Here is a 25,662-nt window from a genome sequence, read left to right as displayed (position 1 = left end):
GGATGAGGAATCTCGCATCGGCCCAGGCGCGCGGTCGAATGCCGTGTCAATCGCTCCCCGGTGGTAGCCCACCTCAACGCCAGTCGCGACACTGCGAGCATAACGGATGGGGCCGCTGATAGGCTGGCCCGATCGGTTTTGTTAGGACACCTTACAGAACGGCGGTGGCTCCGGTGCCCCTCCCCCTCGTGCCCTTCCCCGCGGACGTCGCCGTCCAGAACGGGCCCGCCTTCGACCTCTCCGGCGCCGGCCTGACGGGCGAGACGGATGCCGCGACCGCCCTCCGCTCCCTCGTCGCCGCACGCACGGGCCTCGACCTGCCGGACGGCGACGGCATCGTGCTCGACGTGCGGGAGGGCGGCCTCGCGGAGTCGTACGTCCTCGAGGCGGCGGCCACCGGCATCCGGATCACGGGAGCGGATGCCGCGGGCCTCTTCTCCGGCGTGCAGACGCTCGGCCAGCTCGTCCGTCGTGACGGCGAGCGCTGGGTGGTGCCGGCCGTCCGCATCGCGGATGCCCCGCGGTTCGCGTACCGCGGGGTCATGCTCGACGTCGCGCGCCACTTCCACGGAGTCGACACGGTGCGGGCGTACATCGACCGCGCCGCATCGCTGAAGCTCAACGTCCTGCACCTGCACCTCTCGGACGACCAGGGCTGGCGGCTCGAGCTGCGCTCGCGTCCCGAGCTCACCGAGAGGGCTTCGACGACCGCGGTCGACGGGGCTCCCGGAGGCTTCTACACGCAGGACGAGTACCGCGAGATCGTCGCGTATGCGGCATCCCGTCACATGACCGTCGTCCCCGAGTTCGACATGCCGGGGCACACGCACGCCGTCGCGCTCGCCTACCCGGAGATCGCCGAGGCGCCGGTCACGGACGTCATCACCGAAGGCGCGATCCCCGTCGAGGGCGAGCCGTACACCGGCACCGCGGTCGGCTTCTCGTCGCTCCGCGTCCACGACGAGGCGACGTATGCCTTCGTGCGCGACGTCTTCGCCGAACTCGCCGGGCTCACCCCGGGACCCTGGCTGCACTTCGGCGGTGACGAGTCCCACGGGACGACGCCCGAGGACTTCGCGCACTTCGTCACGCGTGCGAGCGCCGTCATCGCCGACCTCGGCAAGACGCCGATCGCCTGGCATGAGGCCGGCGCCGTCGCGGGCCTGGCTCCCGGCACGATCGGCCAGTACTGGGGCTTCGCGACGCCGACGGATGCCGCGCCCCAGCACGCCCGCGCCTTCGCCGAGCGCGGCGGCCGCGTCATCCTCTCGCCCGCCGACGCGATCTACCTCGACATGAAGCCGACCGACGACGCACCCCTGGGTCTGACCTGGGCGAACGGCGCGACGAGCCTCGAGCGCGCGTACTCGTGGGAGCCGACCGCCGTCGTCGACGGTCTCGCCGAGGACGCGATCCTCGGCGTCGAGGCTCCGCTGTGGACCGAGACCGTCGCGAGCCTCGCCGACATCGACGCACTCGCCTTCCCGCGCATCGCGGCCGCAGCCGAGATCGCGTGGTCCGCCGCCACCGGACCCGAGCGCACGTGGGACTCGTTCCGCGCGCGGGTCGGCGGGCTCGGGCCGCTCTGGACTTCGCTCGGCATCCGCTTCCCCGCCCTCGCGGAGGTCCCGTGGACGACGTGACCCGCATCATCCACTCCGCCCGGCTGATCGACGCCGGCGCGGACACCCCGGACGCGTGGATCCGCATCGAGGCCGGACGGGTCGCGGCATCCGGCACCGGGGAGTCGTGGCGCTCGCTCGGCGCCGACGAGGTCGTCGATGCGTCGGGCGCGGTGCTCACGCCCGGTTTCGTCGACCTGCACGGGCACGGCGGAGGCGGTCGCGCGCACGAGGACGGCATCGAGGCGATCCGCGTCGCCCGGGCGGCGCACCTCGCGCACGGTACGACGCGCGCCGTCATCTCGCTGGTCGCCGGTTCCCCCGCCGACCTCGCGACCCGTCTCGGTGCGATCGCCGAGCTCGCGGAAGCGGATGCCTCGGTCCTCGGCGCGCACCTGGAGGGCCCGTTCCTCGACCCGGCGCACCACGGTGCCCACGATCCTGCCCTTCTCCTCACCCCCACGCCCGAGGCCGTCGCCGCGCTGATCGAAGCGGCGCACGGCTCGCTCGTGCAGGTGACGCTCGCGCCCGAACTGCCCGGCGGGCACGACGCGATCGCCCAGTTCGCCGCGGCCGGCGTCGTCGTCGCGGTCGGCCACACCGATGCCGACGTCGAGGCCACGCGCCGCGCGTTCGACGCAGGCGCCACCCTCCTCACCCACGCCTTCAATGCGATGCCGGGACTCCACCACCGCGCCCCGGGACCGGTCGGCGCCGCGACCGGCGACCCCCGCGTGGCCCTCGAGGTCATCGCCGACGGCGTGCACCTGCACCCCGACGTGATCCGGATGCTGTTCGCCGCTGCCCCGGGCCGGATCGCGCTCGTGACCGACGCGATGGCCGCCGCCGGCGCCGCGGACGGGACCTACCTTCTCGGGTCGCTGTCGGTCACGGTCGACGCGGGTGTCGCGCGCTTGGCCGACGGGACGATCGCAGGTTCCACCCTGACGCAGGATGCCGCGCTCCGCACCGCCGTCGCGGCGGGTGTGGCACTGCCTGACGCCGTCGCCGCGCTCACCGCGACGCCGGCGCGCACCATCGGTCGGCCGGAGCTCGGCTCCCTCGCCGTCGGCGCCGTCGCCGACGCGGTGCTCCTGAGCGCCGATCTGCACGTGCGGCGGGTCTTCTCCGGGACGGTCTGAGCCGCGGCTCCCTCCGATCGCCGGTCAGACGCCGCATTCGGTATTCAGTCCCGATCGGTGCGGCCGCTGAGCTGACGCCCGGGGATCCGCCCCCGCACGCCCAGCGGACTCGCGTCGAGACTGAATACCGACCAGCACATCGATCAGAGTCCCGGCGCGACCCCGACGGGCGACCCCGCCAGCAGTGCGGCACCGACCGCGCCGACGGGCTCGCCCGCGGGCACCGGGGCGAGCCGTTCCGCCAGATCGAGCGAGGCGAGGAAGGCCGACCCGGATGCCCCGGCCCGAAGCGCCGCGCGCACCGGCGCGAACACCCGCTCACCCAGACGCGACACCCCGCCGCCGAGGACGACGAGCTCGACGTCGGCCGTGAGCACGAGCACCTGCACCGCGGCGGCCACGCCACGGACCAGATCCGCCCGCAGCGACCGGGCGAGCGGGTCGCCCGCATCCGCGCAGTCGAACACCTCGGCGACGGGGAGCGGCGACGGCTCCCCCCACCGCGCGGCGACCCCGGCGCCGCCGGCGAGCGCCTCGATGCATCCGCGTTGCCCGCAGGGGCAGACCGGCCCCGCGGGGTCGACGCTGAGGTGCCCGATCTCGCCGGCGGCGCCACGCGCACCGCGCCACGGCATCCCGGCCCGGACGATCCCCGCGGCGACGCCCGTCCCGAGGTTCAGGTAGGCGAGCGAGTCCGTTGCCGGCAGGAGGGCGGCCGCGCCCACGGCGGCGGCGCGCACGTCGTTCTCGACGACGGGCCGCACACCGATCCGGGCGGCGACGGCCTCGGCCAGGTCGACGCTCCCGATCCCGAGGTTCAGCGCGTGCCGGACGACGCCGCCGGGCGAGACCTGCCCCGGCATGCCGACTCCGACCGGGCCCGGCGGCGCGTCGCCGAGCACGGCGTGCACGGCCGCGCAGATGCCGTCGACGACGGCCTCGGCTCCCCGCCCGGTCGCGCGGCGGTCGGTCGCGACGACGCGACCGCCGTCATCCACCGCGACGGCGAGCGTCTTCGTGCCGCCGACGTCGATTCCGACGCGCATGTCAGCCCTTTACGGCGCCCGAGACGAGCCCGCCCGACATCCGCCCCTGCACGATGAGGAAGAAGACGACGACAGGGATGGAGATGAGGGTGGATGCCGCCATCACCGCGCCCCAGTTGGTCGCTTCGGTCGCGGACTGGAACGACAGGAGCCACGGCGGCAGCGTCAGGTTCTGGCCCCGCAGCAGCAGGAGCGCCATCGTGAACTCGTTCCACGATTGGATGAAGGCAAAGACGCCGGTGGCGACGAGGCCCGGAGCGAGGAGCGGGAAGGTGACCTTCCAGAACGCCTGCGACCGCGTGCACCCGTCGATCATGGCCGCCTCCTCGAGGTCGACCGGGACCCCCGCGACGAACCCGCGCAGGGTCCAGATGGTGAACGGGACGACCGCGGCGATGTAGACGATGCCGAGTCCCACGAGCGTGTTCATGAGCCGCCAGTCGTCGATCATCCCGTAGATCGTGAACATCATCGCCTCACCCGGGATCATTTGCACGATGAGGACCGAGACGATGAACGAGCGGCGTCCCCGGAAGCGGATGCGGGCGACCGCGATCGAGGCGAGGAACGCGACGAGGAGGGTGACCACGAGGACGCCGACCGTGACGAGACCCGAACTGATCAGTCCGTGCACGAAATCGGTCTGCCCGGGCGCTGCGGGTCGCGTCCACGCCGTCTCGTAGTTGCGGAGCGTGAAGTCCAGCGGCAGGAAGCTCGGCGTACGGCTGATGATCGATTCGCCGCTCGTGAACGACATGTTCAGCATCCAGTAGACGGGGAACACCGAGCACGCGAAGACGACGAGCGCGGCGACGTTGAGCACCACGCGGCCGAGCGGTGAGCGGCGACGCCGCCGTGCGGCGAGCGATCCCGCGACGGGCGTCCGCGCGTCGCCGACCCGGCCGGCGACCTCGTCGACGCCGACGGTCGCCAGCTGCGCGGCAGGCGTGATCTGCGTGCTCACAGCTCCTCCTCCTTGAGGGTCGTCCGGACGTAGCCCCAGGACAGGGCGAGCAGGAGGATGACGGTGAGTACGCCGATCGCGCTGGTCACCCCGAACTCGCCCACCCCCTGACGGAAGATGTAGGTGCCGAGGACGTTCGTCTCCGAGACGAGCCCACCGCGCTGCTGCAGCGTGTACACCTGCGTGAAGATCCGGAGGTTCCAGATCACCTGCAGGACGACGACGACGGTCACCACGTTCCGCAGGTACGGGTAGACCACGAGGCGGAACCGCTGCAGCCCGGTCGCGCCGTCGAGCGACGCCGCCTCGAGGACCTCGCCCGGAACCTGCCCGAGCGCGGCATAGAGGGTGAAGGCGGCGAAGGGGACCCCCTGCCACACGACGATGATCGTGAGGACGGCGAAGAACGACCAGGGGTCGAGGAGCCAGGAGTGGTTCGTGAAGTCCGTGGACCCGGTGACGGAGTTGAGCAGCCAGTTCACGAGGCCGTACTGCGCGTCGAAGATCCACCCCCAGACGGTGGTCGCCGCCAGCGGCGGCATCGCCCACGCGAGGAGCAGCCCGATCGACACCAGCAGGCGCCAGCCGCGGGTGAGTCGTGTCATGAGCACCGCGACGAGTGCGCCGAGCCCGACGATCAGCACGGTCATGACGAGCATGAGCCCGAGGCTGCGCACGAGCACCGCCGGGAAGTCGGACGCGGTGAACACCTCGAGGTAGTTGTCCAGGCCGACCACGTCGGGAAGAGTCCCCTGCACCTTGTCGCGGATCGAGTAGTCGGTGAACGACTGGACGACCATGAGGACCGCGGGGTACCCGACCATCACCGCGAGGATGACGAGGGAGGGGCCGAGCAGGGTGAGCGCCGCCGCGCCGTCCTTGCGACGTCGGCCGCGCTCGCGGGCCGCGGTGGCGAGGCGATCGCGGGGCGGCGCCGGAGGGGCGGCGCGTGTGAGGGTTCCGGACATCATCGTCTCCGTGCAGGGTGAGGGGGCAGCCGGGGTGCGACCGCCCCCTGCACAGGTCGGTCAGGAGTTGAGGATCGCTTCGATCTGACCGTCGAGGGCGGTGGCGATCTCGGTGACGTCGCCTCCCTGCGCGATCTTCACGAGCGCGTCCTTGATGACGCCGGCCGACTCGACCTCGGCCCACTTGGGGCTCGCCGGGACCGCCTTGGAGGATGCCGCGGCCTTGGCCGCCTCGGCGGTGATGGCGTCGTCTGGCAGGTACTGCGCGAACGAGGTGCGCGCGGGGATCAGCCCGTTCTCGGCGAGGATCTTCTGGTACCCCTCCGACAGGATGATCTCCAGCGCCGCCTGCGCCTTGTCCTGCGCGTCCGACTTCGCGGCGACCGCGATGTTCGAGCCGCCCGCGAAGACCGGGGCGACCTCGCCGGCGCTCATGCCGGGCAGGGCGAACGCCGCCAGGTCCTTACCGGCCTCGTCGGGGCATCCGGGCGCCTCGGCGTCGGCGGCCGCGAGGATCGACCACTTCACCCACGCCGGCGCCGAGAGGAACCCGACCTCGCCGGCGCAGAACGGCACCTGGGGGTCGGTCTCGTCGGAGTCTGCGGGGGCGATGGTCGCGTTCGTGTAGACGTCCTGCAGCATCGTGAGGCCCGCGATCCCGCCTTCGCTCGAGAATCCGCCGACCCATTTCTCGCCGTCGAGGGTGGCGATCTCGCCGCCGTTGGCCCAGATGTAGGGCAGGGCGTTGTACCAGTCCTTGCCTGGGGCGTAGATGCCCGACTTCGTCGCGGTGGTCCCGTCGATGCCGGCCTTCACGTAGTCGGCGAGCGTCGTCGGGACCTCTCCGGAGTAGCTGGCGGGCGAGTAGAACACGACGCGCGATCCGGCGTAGTACGGCGCGGCGTAGAGCGTGCCGTCCTCCGACCCGAGGTCGACGAAGCTCGTCAGCATGTCATCGCCCCCGAGGTCGTCCTGGATGCCGGAGAGGTCGGCGAACAGGCCCTGCGAGATGAATCCCGGCGCCTGCGTGTTGCCGACCTCGACGATGTCGGGGGCGTCGTTGGACGAGAGCGCGGCGACGTACGCCTCACCGGTGTCGGCCCACGTCTTCTCCTCGATCGTGAGGGTCCAGCCGTCGTTCTGGTCTTCGAACGTCTTCTTCAGATAGTCGCGCGCGTCCTGGGGCGTGTCGGTGCCGACCAGCCAGACGGTCAGGTCGCCGGTCTCGGCGCTCCCGCCGGTGGGCGTCCCGCCACCGGCGCAGCCGGAGAGGAGGAGGGCTGACGCGCCGAGGAGCGACAGTGCTCCGAGGGTCTTCTTCATAGCTATTCCTTCACTGTGTGGGGATGCGGCGGCCCGGACGGGTCGTCGCGGATGCGGGTGGTGCGGGTGGTGCGGGTGGTGCGGGTCAGGACACTCCGAGGCGACCGGAGAGGACCATGACGGCCGCACCGCGCAGGACGATGTCCTCGCTGTGGGTCGACATCCGCACCTGGAGCCCGTCGTGGAACGTGGCGAGGGTGCGGGTGCGGACCGTCTCGGCCGCGGCCTCGGCGAGCGCCCCTCCGAGCAGGTCGGCGGGGCCCGAGAGCGCGATCTCCGACAGGTCGAGCGCTCCGACGATGGGCGCGAGGGCGATGCCGAGCCGCTCGCCGGCGTCGCGCAGGACGCTGTCGGGGTCGCCGGTGGCGGCGATGCGCTCGGTGAGTGCGGGGACGGCGAGCCAGGCTTCGAGGCATCCGATCTTGCCGCAGGCGCAGGCGGGTCCGCCGTCGGTACCGACGGTGACGTGGCCGATCTCGCCGGCGGCGAAGCGGGCACCGGCGAGCGGCTCTCCCCCGGTGAGGAGGCCCGCGCCGACACCGCGGCCGACGCGGACGAGGATCACGTCGTCGCCGGCGCCGCCGAACGTGTGCTCGGCGAGGACCGCGGCGTTCGCGTCGTTGGCGACGAGCACGGGGAGTCCGAGGTCGCGCTCGAGGGCCCCGGCGAGGTCGAGATCCGCCCACCCGAAGCCGGGCGCCGCGAGGACGACGCCGCGGTCGTCGACGACGCCCGGTGTCCCGACGCCGAGACCCAGGACCGGGGCATGGGCGTCGGCGACGACCGTGCGGGCGAGGGCGACGATCGCGTCGAGGACCTCGCTCTGCCGGGCGGGGACCGGGACGCTGTGGCGTGCGACGATCTCGCCGTCGAGGGTGAGCACCGCGCCGACGAGGCTCTCGCTGCCCGACAGGTCGAGTCCGACGATGCGATGACCGTCGCGCGCGATGTCGACGAGCATGGCGGGCTTGCCGGGGCCGGATGCCTCCCGCACACCCTGCTCGACGACGTACCCGTCCTCCATGAGCGACCCCACGAGATCCGAGATGGTGACCCGGGTGAGTCCGGTCTCGCGCGCGAGGTCGGCGCGGCTCATCGCCCCTGCAGAGAAGAGCGACTGCAGCACCAGTGCGCGATTGTGGGCACGTGCGTGCTCGGGGAGGATCTTGCCCGCGGCACGTCGGGAGCGGGTCACGGCTGCGGATCGGATCGGGCTCGGCATGTTTGTTAGTAAGCCTTACGAATACGGATGCCGCAAGAGAGCGACCCGCTTTTGCAAGCAGTCTTAACAAACTCGTTACACTCCGGCCGTCACGACGGCCCCCGTAGAATCGAGGCATGTCCGAGCTCCCCCACGTCCGCCCCGAACGACCCGCGGAGCCCGCACCCGCCGCCACGGCACCTGCCGCCACGGGGACCACCGCGACCGCCGAGCGGCTCTCGGCCCTCGACCTCCTCAGCTTCCTGTGCACCCTCTTCGCGGTCGCATCGCTCGCGATCTGGGGCTTCACGGCGTGGGACCTCCCCTGGAACATCGTCTTCGGAATCGCCGCGCCCCTGGCGACGCTCATCGTGTGGGGCCTGTTCGCCTCGCCGCGCGCCGTGATCCGCGTCCACCCCTTCGTGCGCGGACTCGTCGAGCTGCTCATCTACCTGTCGGCGACGATCGCCTGGTGGAGCGCGGGGCAGGCCTGGATCGGTCTCGGCTTCGCCGTCGTCGCCGTCGTGGTCGGCGTCCTGGCGGGGCGCCGCCGCCTGTCGTGACCGACGTCGTCGCTCTGCTGCGCGAGGCGCTCGGGGAGCGCGTCGACACCTCCGATCCGGCCGTCGACGCGGCCCGCGCCGACAAGTCGGGGCAGCGCGCCGCCGGGCGACCGCTCGCCGTCGTGCACGCGGCATCCGTCGCAGACGTCCAGACCACGATGCGGATCGCCACCGCGACGGGCACGCCGGTCGTGACCCGCGGTGCCGGGACGGGCCTCGCCGGAGGAGCGAACACCGGCGCCGGCGAAATCGCCCTGTCGGTGCGCGGCATGGACCGCGTCCTCGAGGTCCGCCCGGACGACCTCCTCGCCGTCGTGGAACCCGGCATCCTCAACGCCGACCTCGGGCGCACCCTCGCCCCCTATGGTCTCTGGTGGCCACCAGACCCCGCCAGCCGCGAGATCTCGACCGTCGGCGGCAACATCGCGACGGGCGCGGGCGGGTTGCTGTGCGCGAAGTACGGAGTCGTCCGCGACGCCGTCCTCGCACTCGATGTCGTCCTCGCCGACGGGCGGCTCATCTCGACGGGTCATCGCAGCGTCAAAGGCGTCACGGGCTACGACCTGACGGCACTCATGATCGGCTCGGAGGGCACCCTGGGCGTCGTGGTCGGCGCGACCCTGAAGCTCCGTCGGCTCGTGCCCGGCGAGACGCGGACCCTCACCGCCCTCTTCCCCGATGTCCGCACCGCCGCCGCCGCAGCCGCCGCCGTGACCGCGGCCGGCATCCAGCCGTCGATCATGGAGCTGATGGATGCCGTGAGCCTGACGGCCGCGCATGAGCTCCTCGGTCTCGCCCCGCCGACGCCCGGCGCGACGCAGCTGACCGTGCAGACCGACGGAGCCGCCGCGGCACACGAGCAGACCGAGATCGCGGACATCCTCGCCGCGAGCGGCGGAGCCGTGCGGCTCGCCGCGGACGACGCGGAAGCCGCGCAGCTGTGGGCGGTGCGGCGGGCGATGCACCCCGCGATGGAGACGCTGGGAACGGCGTTGATCGAGGACGTGTCCGTGCCGCGGAGCGCGCTGCCGGCGATGTTCGACGAGATCGCCCGCATCGAAGCCGCCTACGGGCTGACGATCCCCACGGTCTGTCACGCCGGAGACGGCAATCTGCACCCCAACTTCATCTTCGAGGGCGACGAGGTGCCCGCCGAGGTCTGGCGTGCGGCCGCCGACCTGTTCCGCGCGGCGATCGCCCTCGGCGGCACCCTGACCGGCGAACACGGCATCGGCGTCCTCAAGAGCCGCTGGCTCGCAGACGAGCTCGGCGAGGTTCAGTGGTCGCTGCAGCGCGGGATCAAGTCCGTCTTCGACCCGGCCGGGATCCTCAACCCGGGCAAGGTCTTCTCTCCTCAGCCGTGACGGACGGCGGCGCCGGCCGGTGAAGCCGACGGCCGCGCCGGCGACGGCTGCGTCGTGACCGCCAGGACGATCGAGATGATCCCGACGACACCCGGGATCGACGCGGGGAGCACCCCGACGGGACCGCCGGCGCCCGGCGCCACGAGTGTCGCCACGGCGAACATGGTGGCGAGGCCGAGCCCCAGACCGATGGCGGCAATCGGGATCCAACTCCACGGCCGCGGGATCACCCCGATGCGGAGGATCGCGATCGCGCCCCCGATGGCCAGGAGGAAAGCGACGATGACACTGAGCGCCGCGGTCGGCTCCGCACCGACGGCGTACCCGGTGGGGCCGGCCCACCACGCGGCGCGCACCAGGACGAACCCGCCCAGCGAGAGCAGCATGACCACACCCGCCGGCCGGCGGGCGACGACGCTCTCCTCGGGCCGCAACCCGAACGCGTAGACGACGCAGGCGGCGGCGACCAGCACGGCGGCGCCGAGTTCGAGCGGTACCGAGGCGGCGTCTCCCGCGCGGGCGGCGAGGGCGGAGAGCACGCCGAGCACGCTCTGCCCGACGAGCAGGAGACCGCCGATGAGCCACGACCACACCGTTGTGCGCTGCATGGCCACACCCTACGGCCCGCGGTGCGGGGCTGTCACCCGCCCGGCCGGAGCCCGGGTTCCACCGTTCCTCCAGCGGAGACGTGACAGGCTCGAACGGTCCCGACCCGAGGAGGCCCGACGTGTCCGCATCCCGCCCCGCCCGCGCCGCGGGCACCCTCCTCGTCGCCGCCGCGATCGCCGCGATCGCCGTCGCGTGCACGCCGGCGGCCCCGCGGCACGACACGCAGACCGTCGCCGCCGCGTGCGCGACCCTCTCGGGCGCCGTCGACGGTGCGATGACCGACTTCGCCGAGGCGGATGCCGCCGACCCGGCCGCCGCCGCGACGGCCACCGCCGCCGTCCGCACGACGCTGCGCCAGGTCTCCGGATCGATCGACAATGCACGCGTCGAGGCGATCGTCGCCGACCTCCGCGCCGGATTCGACGTTCTGGCGGACGCCTCCGCGGATGCCGCGGCGGGCGACCTCGACGGCGCCACGGGCCTCGCCGACGCCACCGACCGCATCCGCACGGCGGTGTCCGATTATCACGATCTGTGCGGTCGGTGAACCGGATTCAGCCCACGTCGCGTACCCTTTTCGGAAGCGACATTCGCCCTGGCGACGAGACCCCGGATCCCCGTGGAGTCGGGAACGCCGGGCCGCAGCTCGGGGGAGATCGATGTCCGAGACCATCACACGCCAGGACGCCGACGGCACGCCCGCATCGGGTGGGCACGTCGACGTCCGCTGGGCACCGGCCGAGCCGGCGCCCAGGCCTCGCCGTCTGTGGCTGAAGATCGGGCTGCCCGTCGCCGCTGTCGTCGCCGCCGCCACGGTGTGCTCGCTCGTGCTGATCGCCCCGGGGACGACCGCCGCCGGAGTGCCGGTGGGCGGACAGACCGCGGGAGCCGCTGCCGACTCGATCTCGTCGCGCCTCGCGTCCATCGAGGTTTCGCTGGGTGACGGCGGCCCGACCGTGTCGGCTGCCGATCTCGGCGCCTCGGTCGATGCCTCCGCCGTCGCCGACGCCGCTTTCGCGGGCAGCCCCATGTGGAACGTGACCGCGTGGTTCGCCGAGTACGGGACGCCTGAGGTCACCCTCGACGCCGACCGGGCGGCATCCGCTCTGCGCGCGGCACTGCCCGACGCGTACACCGATCCGACGCCTGCGGCCGTCTCGTTCCAGGACGGCGCGTACACGGTGACACCGGCGGTCGACGGCACCGGGGTGTCGATCGACGCCGTCCGCGCCGCCCTCGAGACCGCCCTCGCCGACGGCGCCACCACCGCCAGCGTCGACCCGACGCCCGAGCCGGTCGCGTCGGCCGTCACGACGACGGAGGCCGAGGCGACCGCGACCACCCTCAACGACATGATCGCCGAGGCCGGCTTCTATGTCGGCGACGACCGTGCCGTGCCTGTGGCACCCGAGACCCTCGCGTCTTGGCTGCAGGTCTCGGCCGACGAGTCCGGCACGTTCGGCTACACGGCCGACGCCGCGGCGATCCAGGCGGCCGTCGACGCGCTGCCGACGAAGATCAACCAGGACCCCGAGAGCGCCAACGTCCTCACGAGCGAGGCGGGCACCGTGCTGTCGACCGTCGTCGCGGGCCAGGACGGCCGCGTCCTCGGTGAGACCTCGGGCATCGCCCGCGACTTCGCCAACCAGCTCGCCACCGGCGATGCGTCCTACGACCTGCCCGTCGATGTGACGCCGCGCGACACGGTGAGCACCGTCCGACTCGCCGAGGTCGACCTCGGCGAGCAGCGGCTCTACCTGAAGGAGAACGGCAAGGTCGTCGACACCTGGCTGATCTCCAGCGGCCGCGACGGCGCGGTGACGTACACCGGTCACTACTCGATCGGCTGGCGCACCCCCCTGCAGGACATGAAGGGCACGTCGCGCGACACCGGCAACAAGTACACGCAGCCCGACGTTCCGTGGGTCATGTACTTCAACGGCAACCAGGCCTTCCACGGCGCGTACTGGCACAACAACTTCGGCAACCAGATGAGCGCCGGCTGCGTCAACATGCCTCCGGCCCTGGCCAAGAAGCTCTATGACTGGATGCCTGACGGCGGCGACGTCTGGATCCATTCCTGACGCGAAGCGCATCGATCGTTCGGATGCAGTCCGTGGCGATCCCGGTTAGCCTGTGCTCATGGCTGACCTCCGCGTAGAAGAACTGTCGGCGACGACGATCGTCGGTGTGAACACGCTCTCCCTCAAGCCGGGCCAGGAACGGTTCGTCACGCCCGAGAGCTACGCGATCGCGGCGACCGTGGTCGATCCCGCCACCTCGTGGCAGCGCGTCATCCTCGACGGCGACGAGGTCGTGGGCTTCGTGAGTGCCGGGTTCGATGCGGACGCCCCCCACGAGCACTTCCGTTCGGTGCTCTGGCGCATCAATGTGGATGCCGACGACCAGGGCCGCGGCGTCGGCCGTTACGCCGTCGACCAGCTCATCGACGAAGCCCGTGCGCGCGGCTTCGACCACGTCAACGTCATCTACGAAGCGGGCGAGGGCGGGCCGGACGCGTTCTTCCAGCGCGTCGGCTTCACTCCCGTCGACGAGACCGAGTACGGCGAGGTCGTCGCGCAGATCAAGCTCTGACACTCCCCCGAACGAACGGATGCCCCGGCCCGCTGACGCGGCCGGGGCATCCGTTCGTTGGGATCAGAGCCCGTCGATGATGCCGTTCAGCGTCGCCGAGGGGCGCATGACCTTCTCGACCAGCGCAGGGTCGGGACGGTAATAGCCGCCGATCTCGGCGGGCGCACCCTGCACGGCGACGAGCTCGGCGACGATCGTCTCCTCGTTCGAGCTCAGCGCCTCGGCGACGGGGGCGAAGGCCGCCGCGAGCTCGGCGTCGACGGTCTGACGAGCCAGCTCCTGCGCCCAGTAGGTCGCGAGGTAGAAGTGGCTGCCGCGGTTGTCGATCGTGCCGAGGGCGCGTCCGGGCGACTTGTCCTCTTCGAGGAAGGTGCCGGTGGCCGCGTCGAGGGTGTCGGCGAGGACCTTCGCGTGTGCGTTGCCGGTGTAGTCGGCGAGGTGCTCGAACGAGGCAGCCAGCGCGAAGAACTCGCCCAGCGAGTCCCAGCGCAGGTAGTTCTCACCGACGAGCTGCTGCACGTGCTTGGGGGCCGAGCCGCCCGCACCGGTCTCGAACAGTCCGCCGCCGGCGAGCAGCGGGACGATCGAGAGCATCTTGGCGCTCGTGCCGACCTCGAGGATCGGGAACAGGTCGGTGAGGTAGTCGCGGAGGACGTTGCCGGTGACCGAGATGGTGTCCTCACCGCGGCGGATGCGCTCGAGCGAGTACCGGGTCGCGTCGGCCGGCGCGAGGATCTCGATCGTGAGCCCCTCGGTGTCGTGGTCGGCGAGGTAGGTCTTCACCTTCGCGATGAGGTTCGCGTCGTGGGCGCGGCTCTCGTCGAGCCAGAACACGGCGGGGACCCCGGTCGCACGGGCACGCGTGACGGCGAGCTTCACCCAGTCGCGGATGGCGACGTCCTTGGTCTGCGTCGCACGCCAGATGTCACCCGACTGCACCGCGTGCGAGAGGAGGACCTCGCCCGCCGCGTTCACGACCTCGACCGTGCCGGCCGCGGGGATCTCGAACGTCTTGTCGTGCGAGCCGTACTCCTCGGCCGCCTGCGCCATGAGTCCGACGTTCGGCACGGAGCCGATGGTCGCCGGGTTCAGCGGACCGTTCGCGATGACGTCGTCGATGGTCGCCTGGTAGACGCCCGCGTAGGAGGAGTCGGGGATGACGGCGATCGTGTCGTCCTCACCGCCGTCGGCACCCCAGAGCTTGCCGCCGTTGCGGATGAGGGCCGGCATCGAGGCATCCACGATCACGTCGGAGGGGACGTGCAGGTTGGTGATGCCCTTGTCGGAGTTGACGTACGAGAGTCGGGGACCGTTCGCGATGGCCGCATCGAACGCCGAGCGGATCTCGTCGCCGCCCTCGACGTGGCCGAGACCGGCGAGGATCGCGCCGAGACCGTCGTTCGGGGTGAGGCCGGCCGCGGCGAGCTTGTCACCGAAGCGCGAGAAGACGTCGGCGAAGAAGGCGCGGACGACGTGGCCGAAGATGATCGGGTCGCTGACCTTCATCATGGTGGCCTTGAGGTGCACGGAGTAGAGCACGTCCTCGGCCGCCGCCTGAGCGATCGTGTCGGTCAGGAAGGCGTCGAGGGCCGCCGCGGAGAGGAAGGTCGCGTCGACCACCTCGCCGGGGAGGACCTTGAGTCCCGACTTCAGCTCGGTGACGGAGCCGTCCTCGGCCGTGAAGCGGATCGTCAGGACGTCGTCACCTTCGATGACCGTCGAGGTCTCGTTGGCCTTGAAGTCGTCGTGGCCGAGCGTCGCGACACGGGTCTTGCTGCCGTCGGCGAAGGCCTTGTTGCGGTGCGGGTGCTTGCGGGCGTAGTTCTTGACCGACAGCGGGGCACGACGATCGCTGTTGCCTTCGCGCAGGACGGGGTTCACGGCGGAACCCTTGATGCGGTCGTAACGGGCGCGGATGTCCTTCTCGGCCACGTCCTTCGGCTCGTCCGGGTAGTCCGGGATGTCGTAGCCGGCGGCCTTCAGCTCGGCGACGGCCGCCTTGAGCTGCGGAATGGATGCCGAGATGTTCGGCAGCTTGATGATGTTGGCCTCGGGCAGGGTGGCGAGACCGCCGAGCTCGGCGAGCGCGTCGCCCACCTGCTGCTCGGGGGTGAGGTTCTGGGGGAACGCCGCGAGGATGCGGCCCGCGAGCGAGATGTCGCGGGTGTCGATGTGGACTCCGGCCTTTCCGGCGAACGCTTCGACGATCGGCAGGAAGGACGCCGTCGCCAGCGCGGGAGCCTCGTCGGTGTAGGTGTAGATGATGGTGGAATCAGGCACGTGTCGTCTCCAAGAAAAGGGCGTCGCGGATGCTCCTCAGCGTATCGCACGACCCCGGTTTCTCTCGATGTCGAGATATCTCCGCCGGGGCTCGCCCGGGCGCTAGGGTGAGGCCGTGCCGCGCTTCGATCTGCCTCTGCCCGACCTCCGCGACTACCGTCCCCAGATCCGCATCCCCGCCGACTTCGACGACTTCTGGTCGAGCACGATCGCCGGCGCGCGGGAGGCCGGCGGGTCGCCGGTGGTCACCCCGGTCGAGACGCCCCTGCGGGGCATCGAGGCGTTCGACGTGACGTTCCCCGGCTTCGCGGGCGACCCCGTGAAGGGCTGGCTGCTCCTGCCGACCGCGCGCGACGGCGCGCTGCCGGCCGTCGTCGAGTTCAACGGGTACGGCGGGGGCCGGGGTCTGCCGGTGGAGCGGCTCGGGTGGGCGGCATCCGGCTACGCGCACTTCTTCATGGACACCCGCGGTCAGGGCAGCGCCTGGGGATCGGGCGGGGCGACCCCCGACCCGCACGGCTCCGGCCCCGCCTTCCCGGGATACATGACTCAGGGCATCGACGACCCCGAGACCTACTACTACCGCCGCGTGTTCACCGACGCGGTGCGGGCGATCGACGCGGTGCGTTCCCTCCCCGAGGTGGATGCCGCCCGTGTGGCCGTGTGCGGCGGCAGCCAGGGCGGCGGCATCGCCATCGCGGCGGCAGCCCTCAGCGACGATCTCGTCGCGGCGATGCCCGACGTGCCCTTTCTCTGCCACTTCGAGCGCGCCGTCGGGATGACGGGCCGCGACCCGTACGAGGAGGTCGCGCGGTACCTGGCCGTCCACCGCGGAGCGGAGGAGCGCGTCTTCGAGACCCTCTCGTACTTCGACGGGGTGAGCTTCGCCGCGCGGGCACAGGCGGCATCCCTCTTCTCGGTCGCCCTGCTCGACCCGATCTGCCCGCCGTCGACCGTGTTCGCGGCCTTCAACGCATGGGCCGGGGCGGACAAGGAGATCGAGGTCTTCCCCTTCAACGAGCACGAGGGCGGCCAGGCGTACCAGTGGATGCGGCAGGCCGAGTTCCTCGCGGCGCGGGTCTGAGTCCGCTCAGTCGACCGGCGGACGCTCGCCGGTGCCCCGCTCGATGATCCACGTCGGCAGGGTGATCTGACGCACGAAGCCGGAGGGGTCGCCGATGCGCTCCATCGCGAGGGTGGCCGCGCGTCGCCCCAGTTCGAGCGGGTCGTATGAGATGACCGAGACACCGAGCACGTCCGCGGTGTCGAAGTCGTCGAAGCCGATGAGCGCCGTCCGCTGATCGTCGCGCGCCTTCAGCGCGCGCAGTGCGCCGACCGTCACCCGGTTGTTGCCGGCGATGATGGCCGTCGGCGAGGCATCCTGCTGCCAGAGGCGCTGCACGAGTTCCCGCGGCGGGATCGACAGGTCGTCGCCCAGCATCTCCCACCGCCCCGCCTCGATGCCCGCCTCGGCCATCGCCTGGCGGTAGCCGGCGAGACGCTCGGACTGCGTCCAGACGGATGCCGGGTTGCAGACGTAGGCGATGCGCCGGTGACCGAGCGCCGTCAGCCGACGGGTCGCCTCGAGGACGGCCGCGCGGTTGTCGAGGACGATCGAATCGGCAGCGAGGTTGCGGGCCGGGCGGTCGATGGCGATGACCGGGGTCCCGAGCTGACGCTCCCCCTCGAGGTAGGACTGGTCCTCGCCGACGGGGATGAGCAGCAGCGCTCCGACGCGCTGCGCCAGGAGCGCATCGGCGACGCGCCCCTCGCCCTCTTCGGTGTCGTCGGTGGTGGCGACGACAAGGCTGAACCCGTGCGCGGAGAGCTCCTTCTCGATACCGGCGGCGACCTTGTAGTAGAACGGGTTGCTCAGCTCGCCGATGATGAAGCCGACCGTGCGGCTGCCCCCACGGCGCAGCCCCTGCGCGAGGCTGTTGGGCCGGAAGCGCAGCCGCTTCGCCGAGGCGAGGACCCGCTCGACCGTCTGCGGTGCGACGAGCTCCCGCTGCGCGAAGACCCGTGAGACCGTCTTGGAGCTGACTCCGGCCAGCCGCGCGACGTCGTCGAGCGTGGCCCGTTGCTGCACCGTCATCGTGCCTCCCGCCGCCCACGATAGCAGTCCGGACAGAAATGACGACGATGGACATTTGTCTGACATCGGAAGCCTCACAAAGACGCATCCGAGATAATAAACCCCAGCCCAGGGCTATTTCGCGGATGTGCATCGACATTCGGACAAGTCCAGACAGCGCTGTCATCGAAGCCTTGTGAGAGGTCGGTCGGGGGTCTAACGTGAGCCGCGTCGGCGCCGTTGCCGACCCGCACCCGAGTGGTTTCGAAGACGAACCTGACAGGAGACGCACACATGGCACGCACACGGATCGGCGTTGCTGCCGCGACGCTCACGCTCGCTGGCATCGCCCTCGCCGGTTGCGCCGGCGGTGGCACACAGCCCGCCGGCGACAACACGATCGACGGAAAGGTGGCCGGCGACATCAAGGTCGTCACCTGGCGCACCGACCTTGTCGAGGACGGCACCTTCGAGAAGTACGCGAAGGAGTTCACCAAGAAGTACCCTGACGTCACCGTGACCTTCGAGGGCATCACCGACTACGCCGGTGAGATGCTCACCCGCATGTCGACCACGAACTACGGCGACGTCATCGGCATCCCGGCGATCAAGCCCGACCAGTACGAGCAGTTCCTCGAGCCGCTCGGCAAGACCTCGTCGTTCGAGGACACGTATCGCTTCCTGCCCGCCGCGAGCTTCGACGGCACGCAGTACGGCATCGCCTTCGGCGGCAACGCCAACGGCATCGTCTACAACAAGAAGGTCTTCGACGCGGCGGGGATCACCGACCTGCCCACCGACGAGGCCGGCTGGCTCGACACGCTGCAGAAGGTGAAAGACAACACCGACGCGATCCCGATGTACACCAACTACAAGGATGGCTGGCCGCTCACGCAGGCCTTCGGGAACCTCGGCTCTATCACGCACGACCCCGACGCCCCCATCACGATGGCGGAGAACCCCGCGCCGTGGACCGAGGGCACCGACACCTACGCGGTCGACTCCTTCCTCTACGACACGGTCGCGGCCGGACTCACGGAGGAGGACCCGCTCACCACCAACTGGGAGCAGTCCAAGGTCGACCTCGGCACCGGCAAGATCGCCACGATGCCGCTCGGCTCGTGGGCCATCTCGCAGATGCAGGCGGCCGCCGAGGCGAACGGCGGCTCGGCCGACGACATCGGTTACATGGCCTTCCCGGCCAACGTCGACGGCACCCAGTACGCCGTCATCGGCGGCGACTACAACCTCGCCGTGAGCAAGCACTCGAAGGCGAAGGCCGCCGCGTGGGCGTGGATCCAGTGGGTCGCCGCCGACTCCGGCTACACGGAGGCGCAGGGCATGCTGTCCCCCGTCATCGACAAGCCGCTCCCCGCCAACCTCGCCGGATTCGAGGACTCGGGAGTCGAGCTCATGGAGATCAATCCCGCCCCCGCCGGCAAGGAGGGTCTGATCAACGCGATCGCCGACGACTCGCAGATCGACCTCTACGGCCCGCTCTACCGCCAGAAGCTCGTCGACATCGCCCGCGGCGCCGCCGACGGCGACAAGGACAGCTACTTCGCCGAACTCAACGAGCGCTGGGGCGCATCGGCGAAGAAGCTCGGCTGAGAGAGGCATCCACGATGGCGATCGCAGCTTCCGGCTCCGCACCCGCGGATGCCCCTGCGGTCCTGTCCGCACCCGCCCGAGGACGTCGGATGCGCGGCACACGCCGCGCATCCGGCGCCCCCGGCAGCGGGTCGCGCCGGGCGGGACGCGGGATCGTGCAACGGCTGACCCCCTGGCTGTTCCTCTCCGGGGCGGTCGGCCTCCTCCTCCTGTTCACCTACTGGCCGGCGCTGAACCTCTTCTACTACTCGGTCACCGACTGGGACGGCATCGACCTCGAGAAGAACCTCGTCGGCATCGACAACTACGTGCAGGTCTTCACCGATCCGCGCATCTTCAGCGTCTTCTGGGTGAGCCTCTACTACTTCGCCGCCTCCTTCCTGCAGATGGCCATCGCGCTCTACTTCGCGGTGATCCTCAGCTTCTCGACCCGGTTCTCGAACCTGTTCCGCGGCATCCTCTTCTTCCCGTACCTGATCAACGGCGTCGCGATCGGGTTCGTCTTCCTCTACCTGTTCCAGCCCGGGGGCACCCTCGACACGGTGCTCGGATGGGTCGGCCTCGCCGACCCGCCGAAGTGGCTGGGCGACCCCGACGTCGTCAACTGGTCGCTCGCCGGCACATCCGTCTGGCGCTACACGGGACTGAACTTCGTGCTCTTCCTCGGCGCGATCCAGTCGATCCCCCGCGAGCTCTACGAAGCCGCGGAACTGGACGGCGCCAACAAGTGGCAGCAGTTCTGGTCGATCATCGCCCCCGGCATCCGTCGCATCATCGGACTGTCATTCATCCTCGCCATCGCCGGCAGCCTGTCGGTGTTCGAGGTGCCGTTCATCATGACCGGCGGCGCCAACGGGTCGGCGACCTTCGTCATCCAGACCCTGCAGACCGCGTTCTCCTTCCGCCAGGTCGGACTGGCCTCGGCCATGGCCGTCGTCCTGCTGGCGATCGTGCTGGTCGTGACGTGGATCCAGCGCCGCGTGTTCCCCGACGAGAAGGTGGACCTGACATGACCGCCACGCTGATTCCGCCCACGAAGCCCACGCCCCTCCCCCGGCGCCGGTCGGGGCGGACGCCGCTCCAGCGTCTCGGCAGCATGAGCGCCACCGCGGCGAAGTACACCAGCCTCGTGATCGCCGCGGTCGTCACCCTGCTGCCGCTGTCGGTGCTGCTGTTCGCCTCGATGAAGAGCTCGAGCGAATACGCGGCGACGGGGCCGTTCGATCCGCCGTCGAACTGGCTGAACTTCGACAACTTCGTGACGGCGTTCACGAGCGGCAAGATGCTCGAGGGCTTCGTCAACACGACGATCGTCCTGGCCGTCTCCCTCGTCGGCACGATCGCACTCGGCACGATGGCCGCGTACGCCCTCGACCGGTTCGCCTTCCGGGGCAAGAAGCTCGTCATGGGCCTGTTCCTGCTGGCCACCCTCATCCCGGGGGTGACGAGTCAGGTCGCGACGTTCCAGCTCGTCAACGGTCTCGGCCTCTACGACACCAAGGCCGCGCTGATCCTGCTCTTCATGGGCACCGACATCATCGCGATCTACCTCTTCATCCAGTTCATGCAGTCGATCCCGATCTCGCTCGACGAAGCCGCGATGATCGACGGCGCCAACCGGTGGACGATCTACTGGCGTGTGATCCTCCCCCTGCTGCGCCCCGCGATCGCCACCGTCGTCATCATCAAGGGCATCGCGGTCTACAACGAGTTCTACGCCCCCTTCCTCTACCTGCCCTCCGAGGGCATGATCTCCACGTCCCTCTTCCGATTCAAAGGTCCGTTCGGCGCGCAGTGGGAGGTGATCGCGGCCGGCACGCTCGTCGTGATCATCCCGACGCTGGTCGCCTTCCTCGTCCTGCAACGATGGATCTACCAGGGCCTCACCTCAGGAGCCGTCAAGTGACCCACCTCTCCCGCCGTCCCCTCCACGACGGATGGACCGTCCGCGCCACCGCGGGTCCCGTACCCGACGTCGTCGGCGGTCTCACCGTGCCCGCGACCGTGCCCGGCAGCATCCACGTCGATCTGCTCGCCGAGGGCCTGATCCCCGACCCGTTCCACGGCGACAACGAGTCGCTGCTGGCGTGGATCGGCCTCGTCGATTGGACGTATCGGACGACGTTCGCCTGGACGCCCGACGGCAGCGAGCGCCACGACCTCGTGTTCGACGGTCTCGATACGGTCGCCGCGATCCGCCTCAACGGCACGGTGATCGGCGAGGTCGCCAATCAGCATCGCTCCTACCGCTACGACGTGGCCGCGCTCCTGCGCGACGGCGACAACGACCTCGAGGTCGCCTTCCGGGCACCGGTGCCGTACGCGAATCAGGCGAGCATCGAGCTCGGTGCCCGGCCGCGTCCGTACCCGCTGCCCTACGAGGCGATCCGCAAGTCCGCCTGCAGCTTCGGCTGGGACTGGGGCATCGCGACGTACACGAGCGGCATCTGGAAGCCGGCGCGCCTCGAGTCGTGGTCGACCGCGCGACTGGCCGAGACCTGCGTCGTCGCGATGCCGGACGGCGACGGCGGACGCGTGTCGGTGGACGTCCGCATCGACCGGACGGATGCCGCCGACACCCCGCTCGAGCTGCGTGCGGTGGTGCGGGGTCCGGGCCTGGACGGCGACGCGACCGTGGTCGCCACCGCCGTCGGCGAGAACGGGCACGTCGAGGTCGACCTCCCCGTGGCCCACCGCTGGTGGCCCGTCGGTCACGGCGGCCAGCCGCTCTACACCGTCGAGGTCTCCCTGCACGCCGAGGGCGGGACGGTCGACGCGACCACCCGTCGGGTGGGGTTCCGGACGGTCCACTGGAACATCGAGCCGGATGCCGCGGGCACGCCGTACACGCTCGTCATCAACGACCGGCCGATCTTCGTGAAGGGGGTCAACTGGATCCCCGACGACGCGCTCCCCGTGCGCGTCGACCGCGACCGCTACGAGCGCCGCTTCCGCCAGGCGATCGACGCGAACGTGAACCTCATCCGCGTGTGGGGCGGCGGCCTCTACGAGTCCGACGACTTCTACGACCTCGCGGACGAACTCGGCCTGCTCGTCTGGCAGGACTTCCTCTTCGCGTGCGCCGCCTACCCCGAGGAGGAGCCCCTGCGCTCCGAGATCGAGGCCGAGGCGCGCGAGAACATCGTCCGACTCGCCTCGCACGCCTCGCTCGCGCAGCTCGTCGGCAACAACGAGAACCTCTGGGGCTTCGAGGACTGGGGCTGGAAGCTGAGCCTCGACGGCAAGAGCTGGGGTGCGACGTACTACTACGAACTCTTCCCCGCCCTCATCGCCGAACTCGCCCCGCACGTCCCGTACGCCCCCGGGAGCCCCTTCAGTCCGGAGACGGGCTGGGACGCGGCATCCGGTCGTCAGACGGGGCCGCACCCGAACGACGAGCTGCACGGCAGCATGCACCTGTGGGAGCAGTGGAACCGGCGCGACTGGGCAACGTACCGCGACCACACGCCGCGCTTCGTCGCCGAGTTCGGCTGGCAGGCGCCGCCGGCGTGGACGACGCTCGTCGAGTCCGTCGACGATGCGCCGCTGACGCCCGAGTCGCCGGGCATGATCGTCCACCAGAAGGCCATCGACGGCAACGTGAAGCTCACGAACGGGCTGCTCCCCCACTTCCGGGTGCCGGCAGACATGGAGACCTGGCATTGGGCGATGCAACTGAACCAGGCCCTCGCCGTCGGCGCCGCGCTCGACCACTTCCGCTCGTGGGCGCCGCACACGATGGGCGCCGTCGTCTGGCAGCTCAACGACTGCTGGCCGGTCACCTCGTGGGCCGCGATCGACGGGGCCGAGCGGGTCAAGCCGCTGTTCCACGCGCTGAAGAACGCTTTCGCGCCCCGCGTCGCGACGGTGCAGCCGCGCGACGGCCGGCTCGTCGCGGTCCTCGGAAACGACACCGATGAGGCGTGGAGCGTCCCGGTGCGCACGCGACGCGTCTCGTTCGGCGGCGAGGTGCTCGCGGACACGGCGGTGGACGTCACCGTCGAGGCCCGGGGAACGCTCGTCGTGTCGATCGATGCCGAGCTCGCCACGGCGGCGGATGCCGCGTCCGAGGCGCTCGTGGTCGATGCCGACGGCGCGCGCGGAGTCTGGTACTTCGCCGAGCCGCGCGACTCGACGCTCGGCGATCCCGGTCTGACGGTCTCGACGCGCGCCGTCGAGGGAGGCACCGAGGTCAGCATCACGGCTGCCCGCTTCGTCCGCGAGGTCTCGCTGCTCGCCGACAAGGTGCATGCCTCCGCGCAGCCCGCCGACGGCCTGCTCACGCTGCTCCCCGGCGAGACCGGACGCATCGTCGTGCGCCACGACGCCGGCGTCGCGCTCGACGCGGACGCGCTCGCGGACCCCCGCGTGCTCCGCTCCGCCAACCAGCTGGTGACCGGATGAGCCTGCCGGATGGATTCGTCTGCGGGATGACGTGGGGGTGGACGGGCGTCCGCGGAACGTGGACGACACCTGCGGCCGCGGCATCCCTCGACGCGATGGTCGACCACGGCGTCACGTGGACGGCGCTCTCGTACGCCGCCCTGCAGACGACCGCGTTCTCGACCGAGATCCCGTTCCGCGACGAGCCGACGGTCACCGAGGGCGAGATCGTCCACGCCATCCGTGTGGCGCACGACCGCGGCCTGAAGGTCTGTCTGAAGCCGGTCGTCAACGTCGCCGAGGGGACCTGGCGCGCGTTCATCGGCTTCTTCGACTGGGACGTGCCCGGCGAGCCGAGCTGGACGGAGTGGTTCGCCTCGTACCGGGAGTTCATCCTCGACGCCGCCCGCATCGCCGAGGCCGAGGGCTGCGCGATGCTCTGCATCGGGTGCGAGATGGTGCGCGCCGACGGGCAGGAGTCGCACTGGCGTGACCTGGTGCGGGCCGTGCGAGAGGTGTACTCCGGACTCGTGACGTACAACTGCGACAAGTACCAGGAGGATCGGGTCGGCTGGTGGGACGCGGTCGACGTGATCTCCTCGAGCGGCTACTACCCGATCGACGCGTGGCAGGAGAACCTCGACCGGATCGAGGCGGTCGTCGCGGCATCCGGCAAACCGTTCGTCTTCCTCGAAGCGGGATGCCCCTCGCGCGAGAACTCCCCGATGCGACCGAATGACTGGGCTCTCGAGGGCGCGCCGTCGGGACAGGCGCAGCTCGACTACTACCGCGTCATGTTCGACGCGTGCGCGGAACGCGAGTGGATGTCGGGGTTCTTCCTCTGGGACTGGCCGGCCGAGCTCTACGACCCGGACGTCGCCGACCGCAACGACGACTACTGTCCATATGGCAAGCCGGCGGGAGAGTTCCTGCGCGAGCGGTACCGGGCGCTGGCAGGCGCCACCACCGGAGGAGGACGATGAACGCGCGCCGAGTGCTCGCCATCGATGCGGGACAGAGCGACATCAAGGTGCGAGTCGACGACGGCACCCGCCGCGAGGACCTGACGTTCCGCGGCATCCACACCGGCATCCCCCTCCTGCCGCAGCTCGCCGACGTCGTGCGCGAGACCCTCGCGCGGACCGGCACCGACCTCGACGTCGTGACGGCGGGGATCTCGGGACTCACCGACCGCGACGCCGATGCGGATGCGCTGCTCGCGCTGGTCCACGCCGACGGCGTGCAGGCGACGATGCTCGCGCACGATTCGACGACGTCGTTCCTCGGTGCGCTGGGCGATCGGCACGGCGCCGTCGTCGCAGCCGGCACCGGAGTCGTCACTCTGGCCGTCGGCGAGACCGAGACGGCGCGGGTCGACGGCTGGGGCTGGATCATGGGCGACGCCGGCAGCGGCTACTGGATCGGGCGCGCGGCCCTCGATGCCGTGATGCGCGCCTACGACGGACGCGGCCCCGCGACGGTTCTGACCGAGGCCGCGCTGTCGCGCTGGCCGGACCTGACGCAGGCCTACATGGCGCTGCAGGCCGACCACGACCGCGTGCGCGTCGTCGCCTCGCTCGCTCGCGAGGTCGCTGCAGCCGCGGATGCCAGCGACGCGGTGGCGCAGGACATCTCGCGTCGCGCGGCGCACGAGCTCGCCTCATCCGCCCGGACCGCGGTCCGACGCGTGCGCACCGACGAGCCGGCGTTCGACGTCTGCGCCATCGGCGGGGTCTTCGCCTCGCGAACGCTGCACGACGCCTTCGAGTCCGAACTCGGCGAGGACCTCCGCCTCGTCTCGCCCCGCGGCGTCGGGATCGACGGCGCCCTCGCCCTGGCGGAGATCACCCCCGCGCATCCGCTCGGCGCCGCCGTCCACCGCGCCGGCGCGATCTGACCCGCACGCGACGCGCGGTG

The 25,662-nt window shown here is 70.9% G+C and carries 22 protein-coding genes and 1 riboswitch; of the genes, 14 read left to right on the top strand and 8 right to left on the bottom strand.

Annotation, left to right across the window (positions count from 1 at the left end):
• Positions 1-13: 13 nt before the first annotated feature.
• A riboswitch (ZMP/ZTP riboswitch) is annotated at positions 14-97 on the bottom strand.
• Positions 98-164: 67 nt separating this feature from the next.
• Positions 165-1,643, top strand: coding sequence for a family 20 glycosylhydrolase (locus H286_RS0100425; RefSeq protein WP_020665405.1), 1,479 nt, complete (start codon positions 165-167; stop codon positions 1,641-1,643).
• On the top strand, positions 1,631-2,764 hold the full coding sequence (gene nagA / locus H286_RS0100420) for an N-acetylglucosamine-6-phosphate deacetylase (RefSeq protein ID WP_020096675.1): 1,134 nt from the start codon (positions 1,631-1,633) through the stop codon (positions 2,762-2,764). The genes H286_RS0100425 and nagA overlap by 13 nt, the downstream gene beginning before the upstream one ends.
• Before the next feature lie 143 nt (positions 2,765-2,907).
• Here the strand turns inward: nagA and H286_RS0100415 are convergent, their stop codons facing one another.
• From H286_RS0100415 to H286_RS0100395, 5 genes are all read right to left on the bottom strand, one after another.
• Entirely contained in the window at positions 2,908-3,810 is a 903-nt protein-coding gene (locus H286_RS0100415; protein WP_020096674.1) for an ROK family protein, read from the bottom strand.
• Between the two features lies 1 nt (position 3,811).
• A complete protein-coding gene (locus H286_RS0100410) occupies positions 3,812-4,774 on the bottom strand; it encodes a carbohydrate ABC transporter permease (RefSeq protein WP_020096673.1) in 963 nt (320 codons plus the stop codon).
• On the bottom strand, positions 4,771-5,742 hold the full coding sequence (locus H286_RS0100405; RefSeq protein ID WP_020096672.1) for a carbohydrate ABC transporter permease: 972 nt from the start codon (positions 5,740-5,742) through the stop codon (positions 4,771-4,773). Before H286_RS0100405 ends, H286_RS0100410 begins: the two co-directional genes overlap by 4 nt.
• A gap of 60 nt (positions 5,743-5,802) precedes the next feature.
• A complete protein-coding gene (locus tag H286_RS0100400; RefSeq protein ID WP_020096671.1) occupies positions 5,803-7,065 on the bottom strand; it encodes an extracellular solute-binding protein in 1,263 nt (420 codons plus the stop codon).
• Between the two features lie 85 nt (positions 7,066-7,150).
• The gene (locus H286_RS0100395) at positions 7,151-8,260 is read right to left on the bottom strand and encodes an ROK family transcriptional regulator (RefSeq protein ID WP_020096670.1); all 1,110 of its coding nucleotides are present in this window, start codon (positions 8,258-8,260) and stop codon (positions 7,151-7,153) included.
• A 143-nt stretch (positions 8,261-8,403) separates the two neighbouring features.
• Here H286_RS0100395 and H286_RS0100390 point away from each other — a divergent pair, with 143 nt between their 5' ends.
• On the top strand, positions 8,404-8,829 hold the full coding sequence (locus tag H286_RS0100390) for a YrdB family protein (protein WP_020096669.1): 426 nt from the start codon (positions 8,404-8,406) through the stop codon (positions 8,827-8,829).
• Positions 8,826-10,193 carry an FAD-binding oxidoreductase gene (locus H286_RS0100385; RefSeq protein WP_020096668.1) on the top strand — a complete coding sequence of 456 codons (1,368 nt, stop codon included), beginning with the start codon at positions 8,826-8,828 and terminating at the stop codon, positions 10,191-10,193. The genes H286_RS0100390 and H286_RS0100385 overlap by 4 nt, the downstream gene beginning before the upstream one ends.
• On the opposite strand, the gene H286_RS0100380 is transcribed toward H286_RS0100385, so the two are convergent.
• On the bottom strand, positions 10,184-10,801 hold the full coding sequence (locus tag H286_RS0100380; protein ID WP_020096667.1) for a hypothetical protein: 618 nt from the start codon (positions 10,799-10,801) through the stop codon (positions 10,184-10,186). The two genes, H286_RS0100385 and H286_RS0100380, sit on opposite strands and share 10 nt — an antisense overlap.
• Before the next feature lie 119 nt (positions 10,802-10,920).
• Between H286_RS0100380 and H286_RS0100375 the strand changes: the two genes are divergently transcribed.
• From H286_RS0100375 to H286_RS0100365, 3 genes are all read left to right on the top strand, one after another.
• Positions 10,921-11,349: a hypothetical protein gene (locus H286_RS0100375; protein ID WP_020096666.1), complete on the top strand. Its 429-nt coding sequence runs from the start codon at positions 10,921-10,923 to the stop codon at positions 11,347-11,349.
• A gap of 112 nt (positions 11,350-11,461) precedes the next feature.
• Positions 11,462-12,886, top strand: coding sequence for a L,D-transpeptidase family protein (locus H286_RS0100370; protein ID WP_020096665.1), 1,425 nt, complete (start codon positions 11,462-11,464; stop codon positions 12,884-12,886).
• 58 nt (positions 12,887-12,944) lie between these two features.
• A complete protein-coding gene (locus H286_RS0100365) occupies positions 12,945-13,397 on the top strand; it encodes a GNAT family N-acetyltransferase (protein ID WP_018188856.1) in 453 nt (150 codons plus the stop codon).
• Between the two features lie 63 nt (positions 13,398-13,460).
• On the opposite strand, the gene H286_RS0100360 is transcribed toward H286_RS0100365, so the two are convergent.
• Positions 13,461-15,677, bottom strand: coding sequence for an NADP-dependent isocitrate dehydrogenase (locus H286_RS0100360; RefSeq protein ID WP_020096664.1), 2,217 nt, complete (start codon positions 15,675-15,677; stop codon positions 13,461-13,463).
• A 115-nt stretch (positions 15,678-15,792) separates the two neighbouring features.
• On the opposite strand from H286_RS0100360, the gene H286_RS0100355 reads away from it, so the two are divergent.
• Positions 15,793-16,761 carry an acetylxylan esterase gene (locus H286_RS0100355; RefSeq protein ID WP_020096663.1) on the top strand — a complete coding sequence of 323 codons (969 nt, stop codon included), beginning with the start codon at positions 15,793-15,795 and terminating at the stop codon, positions 16,759-16,761.
• A 6-nt stretch (positions 16,762-16,767) separates the two neighbouring features.
• Here H286_RS0100355 and H286_RS0100350 read toward each other — a convergent pair whose 3' ends face one another.
• On the bottom strand, positions 16,768-17,772 hold the full coding sequence (locus H286_RS0100350) for a LacI family DNA-binding transcriptional regulator (protein WP_020096662.1): 1,005 nt from the start codon (positions 17,770-17,772) through the stop codon (positions 16,768-16,770).
• Between the two features lie 273 nt (positions 17,773-18,045).
• Here H286_RS0100350 and H286_RS0100345 point away from each other — a divergent pair, with 273 nt between their 5' ends.
• The 6 genes from H286_RS0100345 to H286_RS0100320 are packed head-to-tail and all read left to right on the top strand — an operon-like array spanning position 18,046 to position 25,642.
• Positions 18,046-19,362, top strand: a complete 1,317-nt coding sequence (locus H286_RS0100345; RefSeq protein WP_018188860.1) for an ABC transporter substrate-binding protein — start codon at positions 18,046-18,048, stop codon at positions 19,360-19,362.
• 14 nt (positions 19,363-19,376) lie between these two features.
• Complete coding sequence (locus tag H286_RS0100340) at positions 19,377-20,375, top strand: carbohydrate ABC transporter permease (RefSeq protein ID WP_028497332.1); 999 nt, start codon at positions 19,377-19,379, stop codon at positions 20,373-20,375.
• On the top strand, positions 20,372-21,268 hold the full coding sequence (locus tag H286_RS0100335; protein WP_020096660.1) for a carbohydrate ABC transporter permease: 897 nt from the start codon (positions 20,372-20,374) through the stop codon (positions 21,266-21,268). Before H286_RS0100340 ends, H286_RS0100335 begins: the two co-directional genes overlap by 4 nt.
• Positions 21,265-23,766 (top strand): glycoside hydrolase family 2 protein, encoded by a 2,502-nt coding sequence (locus H286_RS0100330; protein ID WP_020096659.1) that lies wholly within the window; start codon positions 21,265-21,267, stop codon positions 23,764-23,766. The genes H286_RS0100335 and H286_RS0100330 overlap by 4 nt, the downstream gene beginning before the upstream one ends.
• Positions 23,763-24,728, top strand: a complete 966-nt coding sequence (locus tag H286_RS0100325; protein ID WP_028497331.1) for a glycoside hydrolase family 113 — start codon at positions 23,763-23,765, stop codon at positions 24,726-24,728. The genes H286_RS0100330 and H286_RS0100325 overlap by 4 nt, the downstream gene beginning before the upstream one ends.
• Positions 24,725-25,642 carry an N-acetylglucosamine kinase gene (locus H286_RS0100320; RefSeq protein WP_018188865.1) on the top strand — a complete coding sequence of 306 codons (918 nt, stop codon included), beginning with the start codon at positions 24,725-24,727 and terminating at the stop codon, positions 25,640-25,642. Before H286_RS0100325 ends, H286_RS0100320 begins: the two co-directional genes overlap by 4 nt.
• Positions 25,643-25,662 lie beyond the last annotated feature (20 nt).

This window comes from Microbacterium sp. 11MF, from assembly GCF_000383475.1.
Lineage (GTDB): Bacteria > Actinomycetota > Actinomycetes > Actinomycetales > Microbacteriaceae > Microbacterium > Microbacterium aquilitoris.
This window is presented reverse-complemented; position numbering and strand designations above follow the sequence as displayed.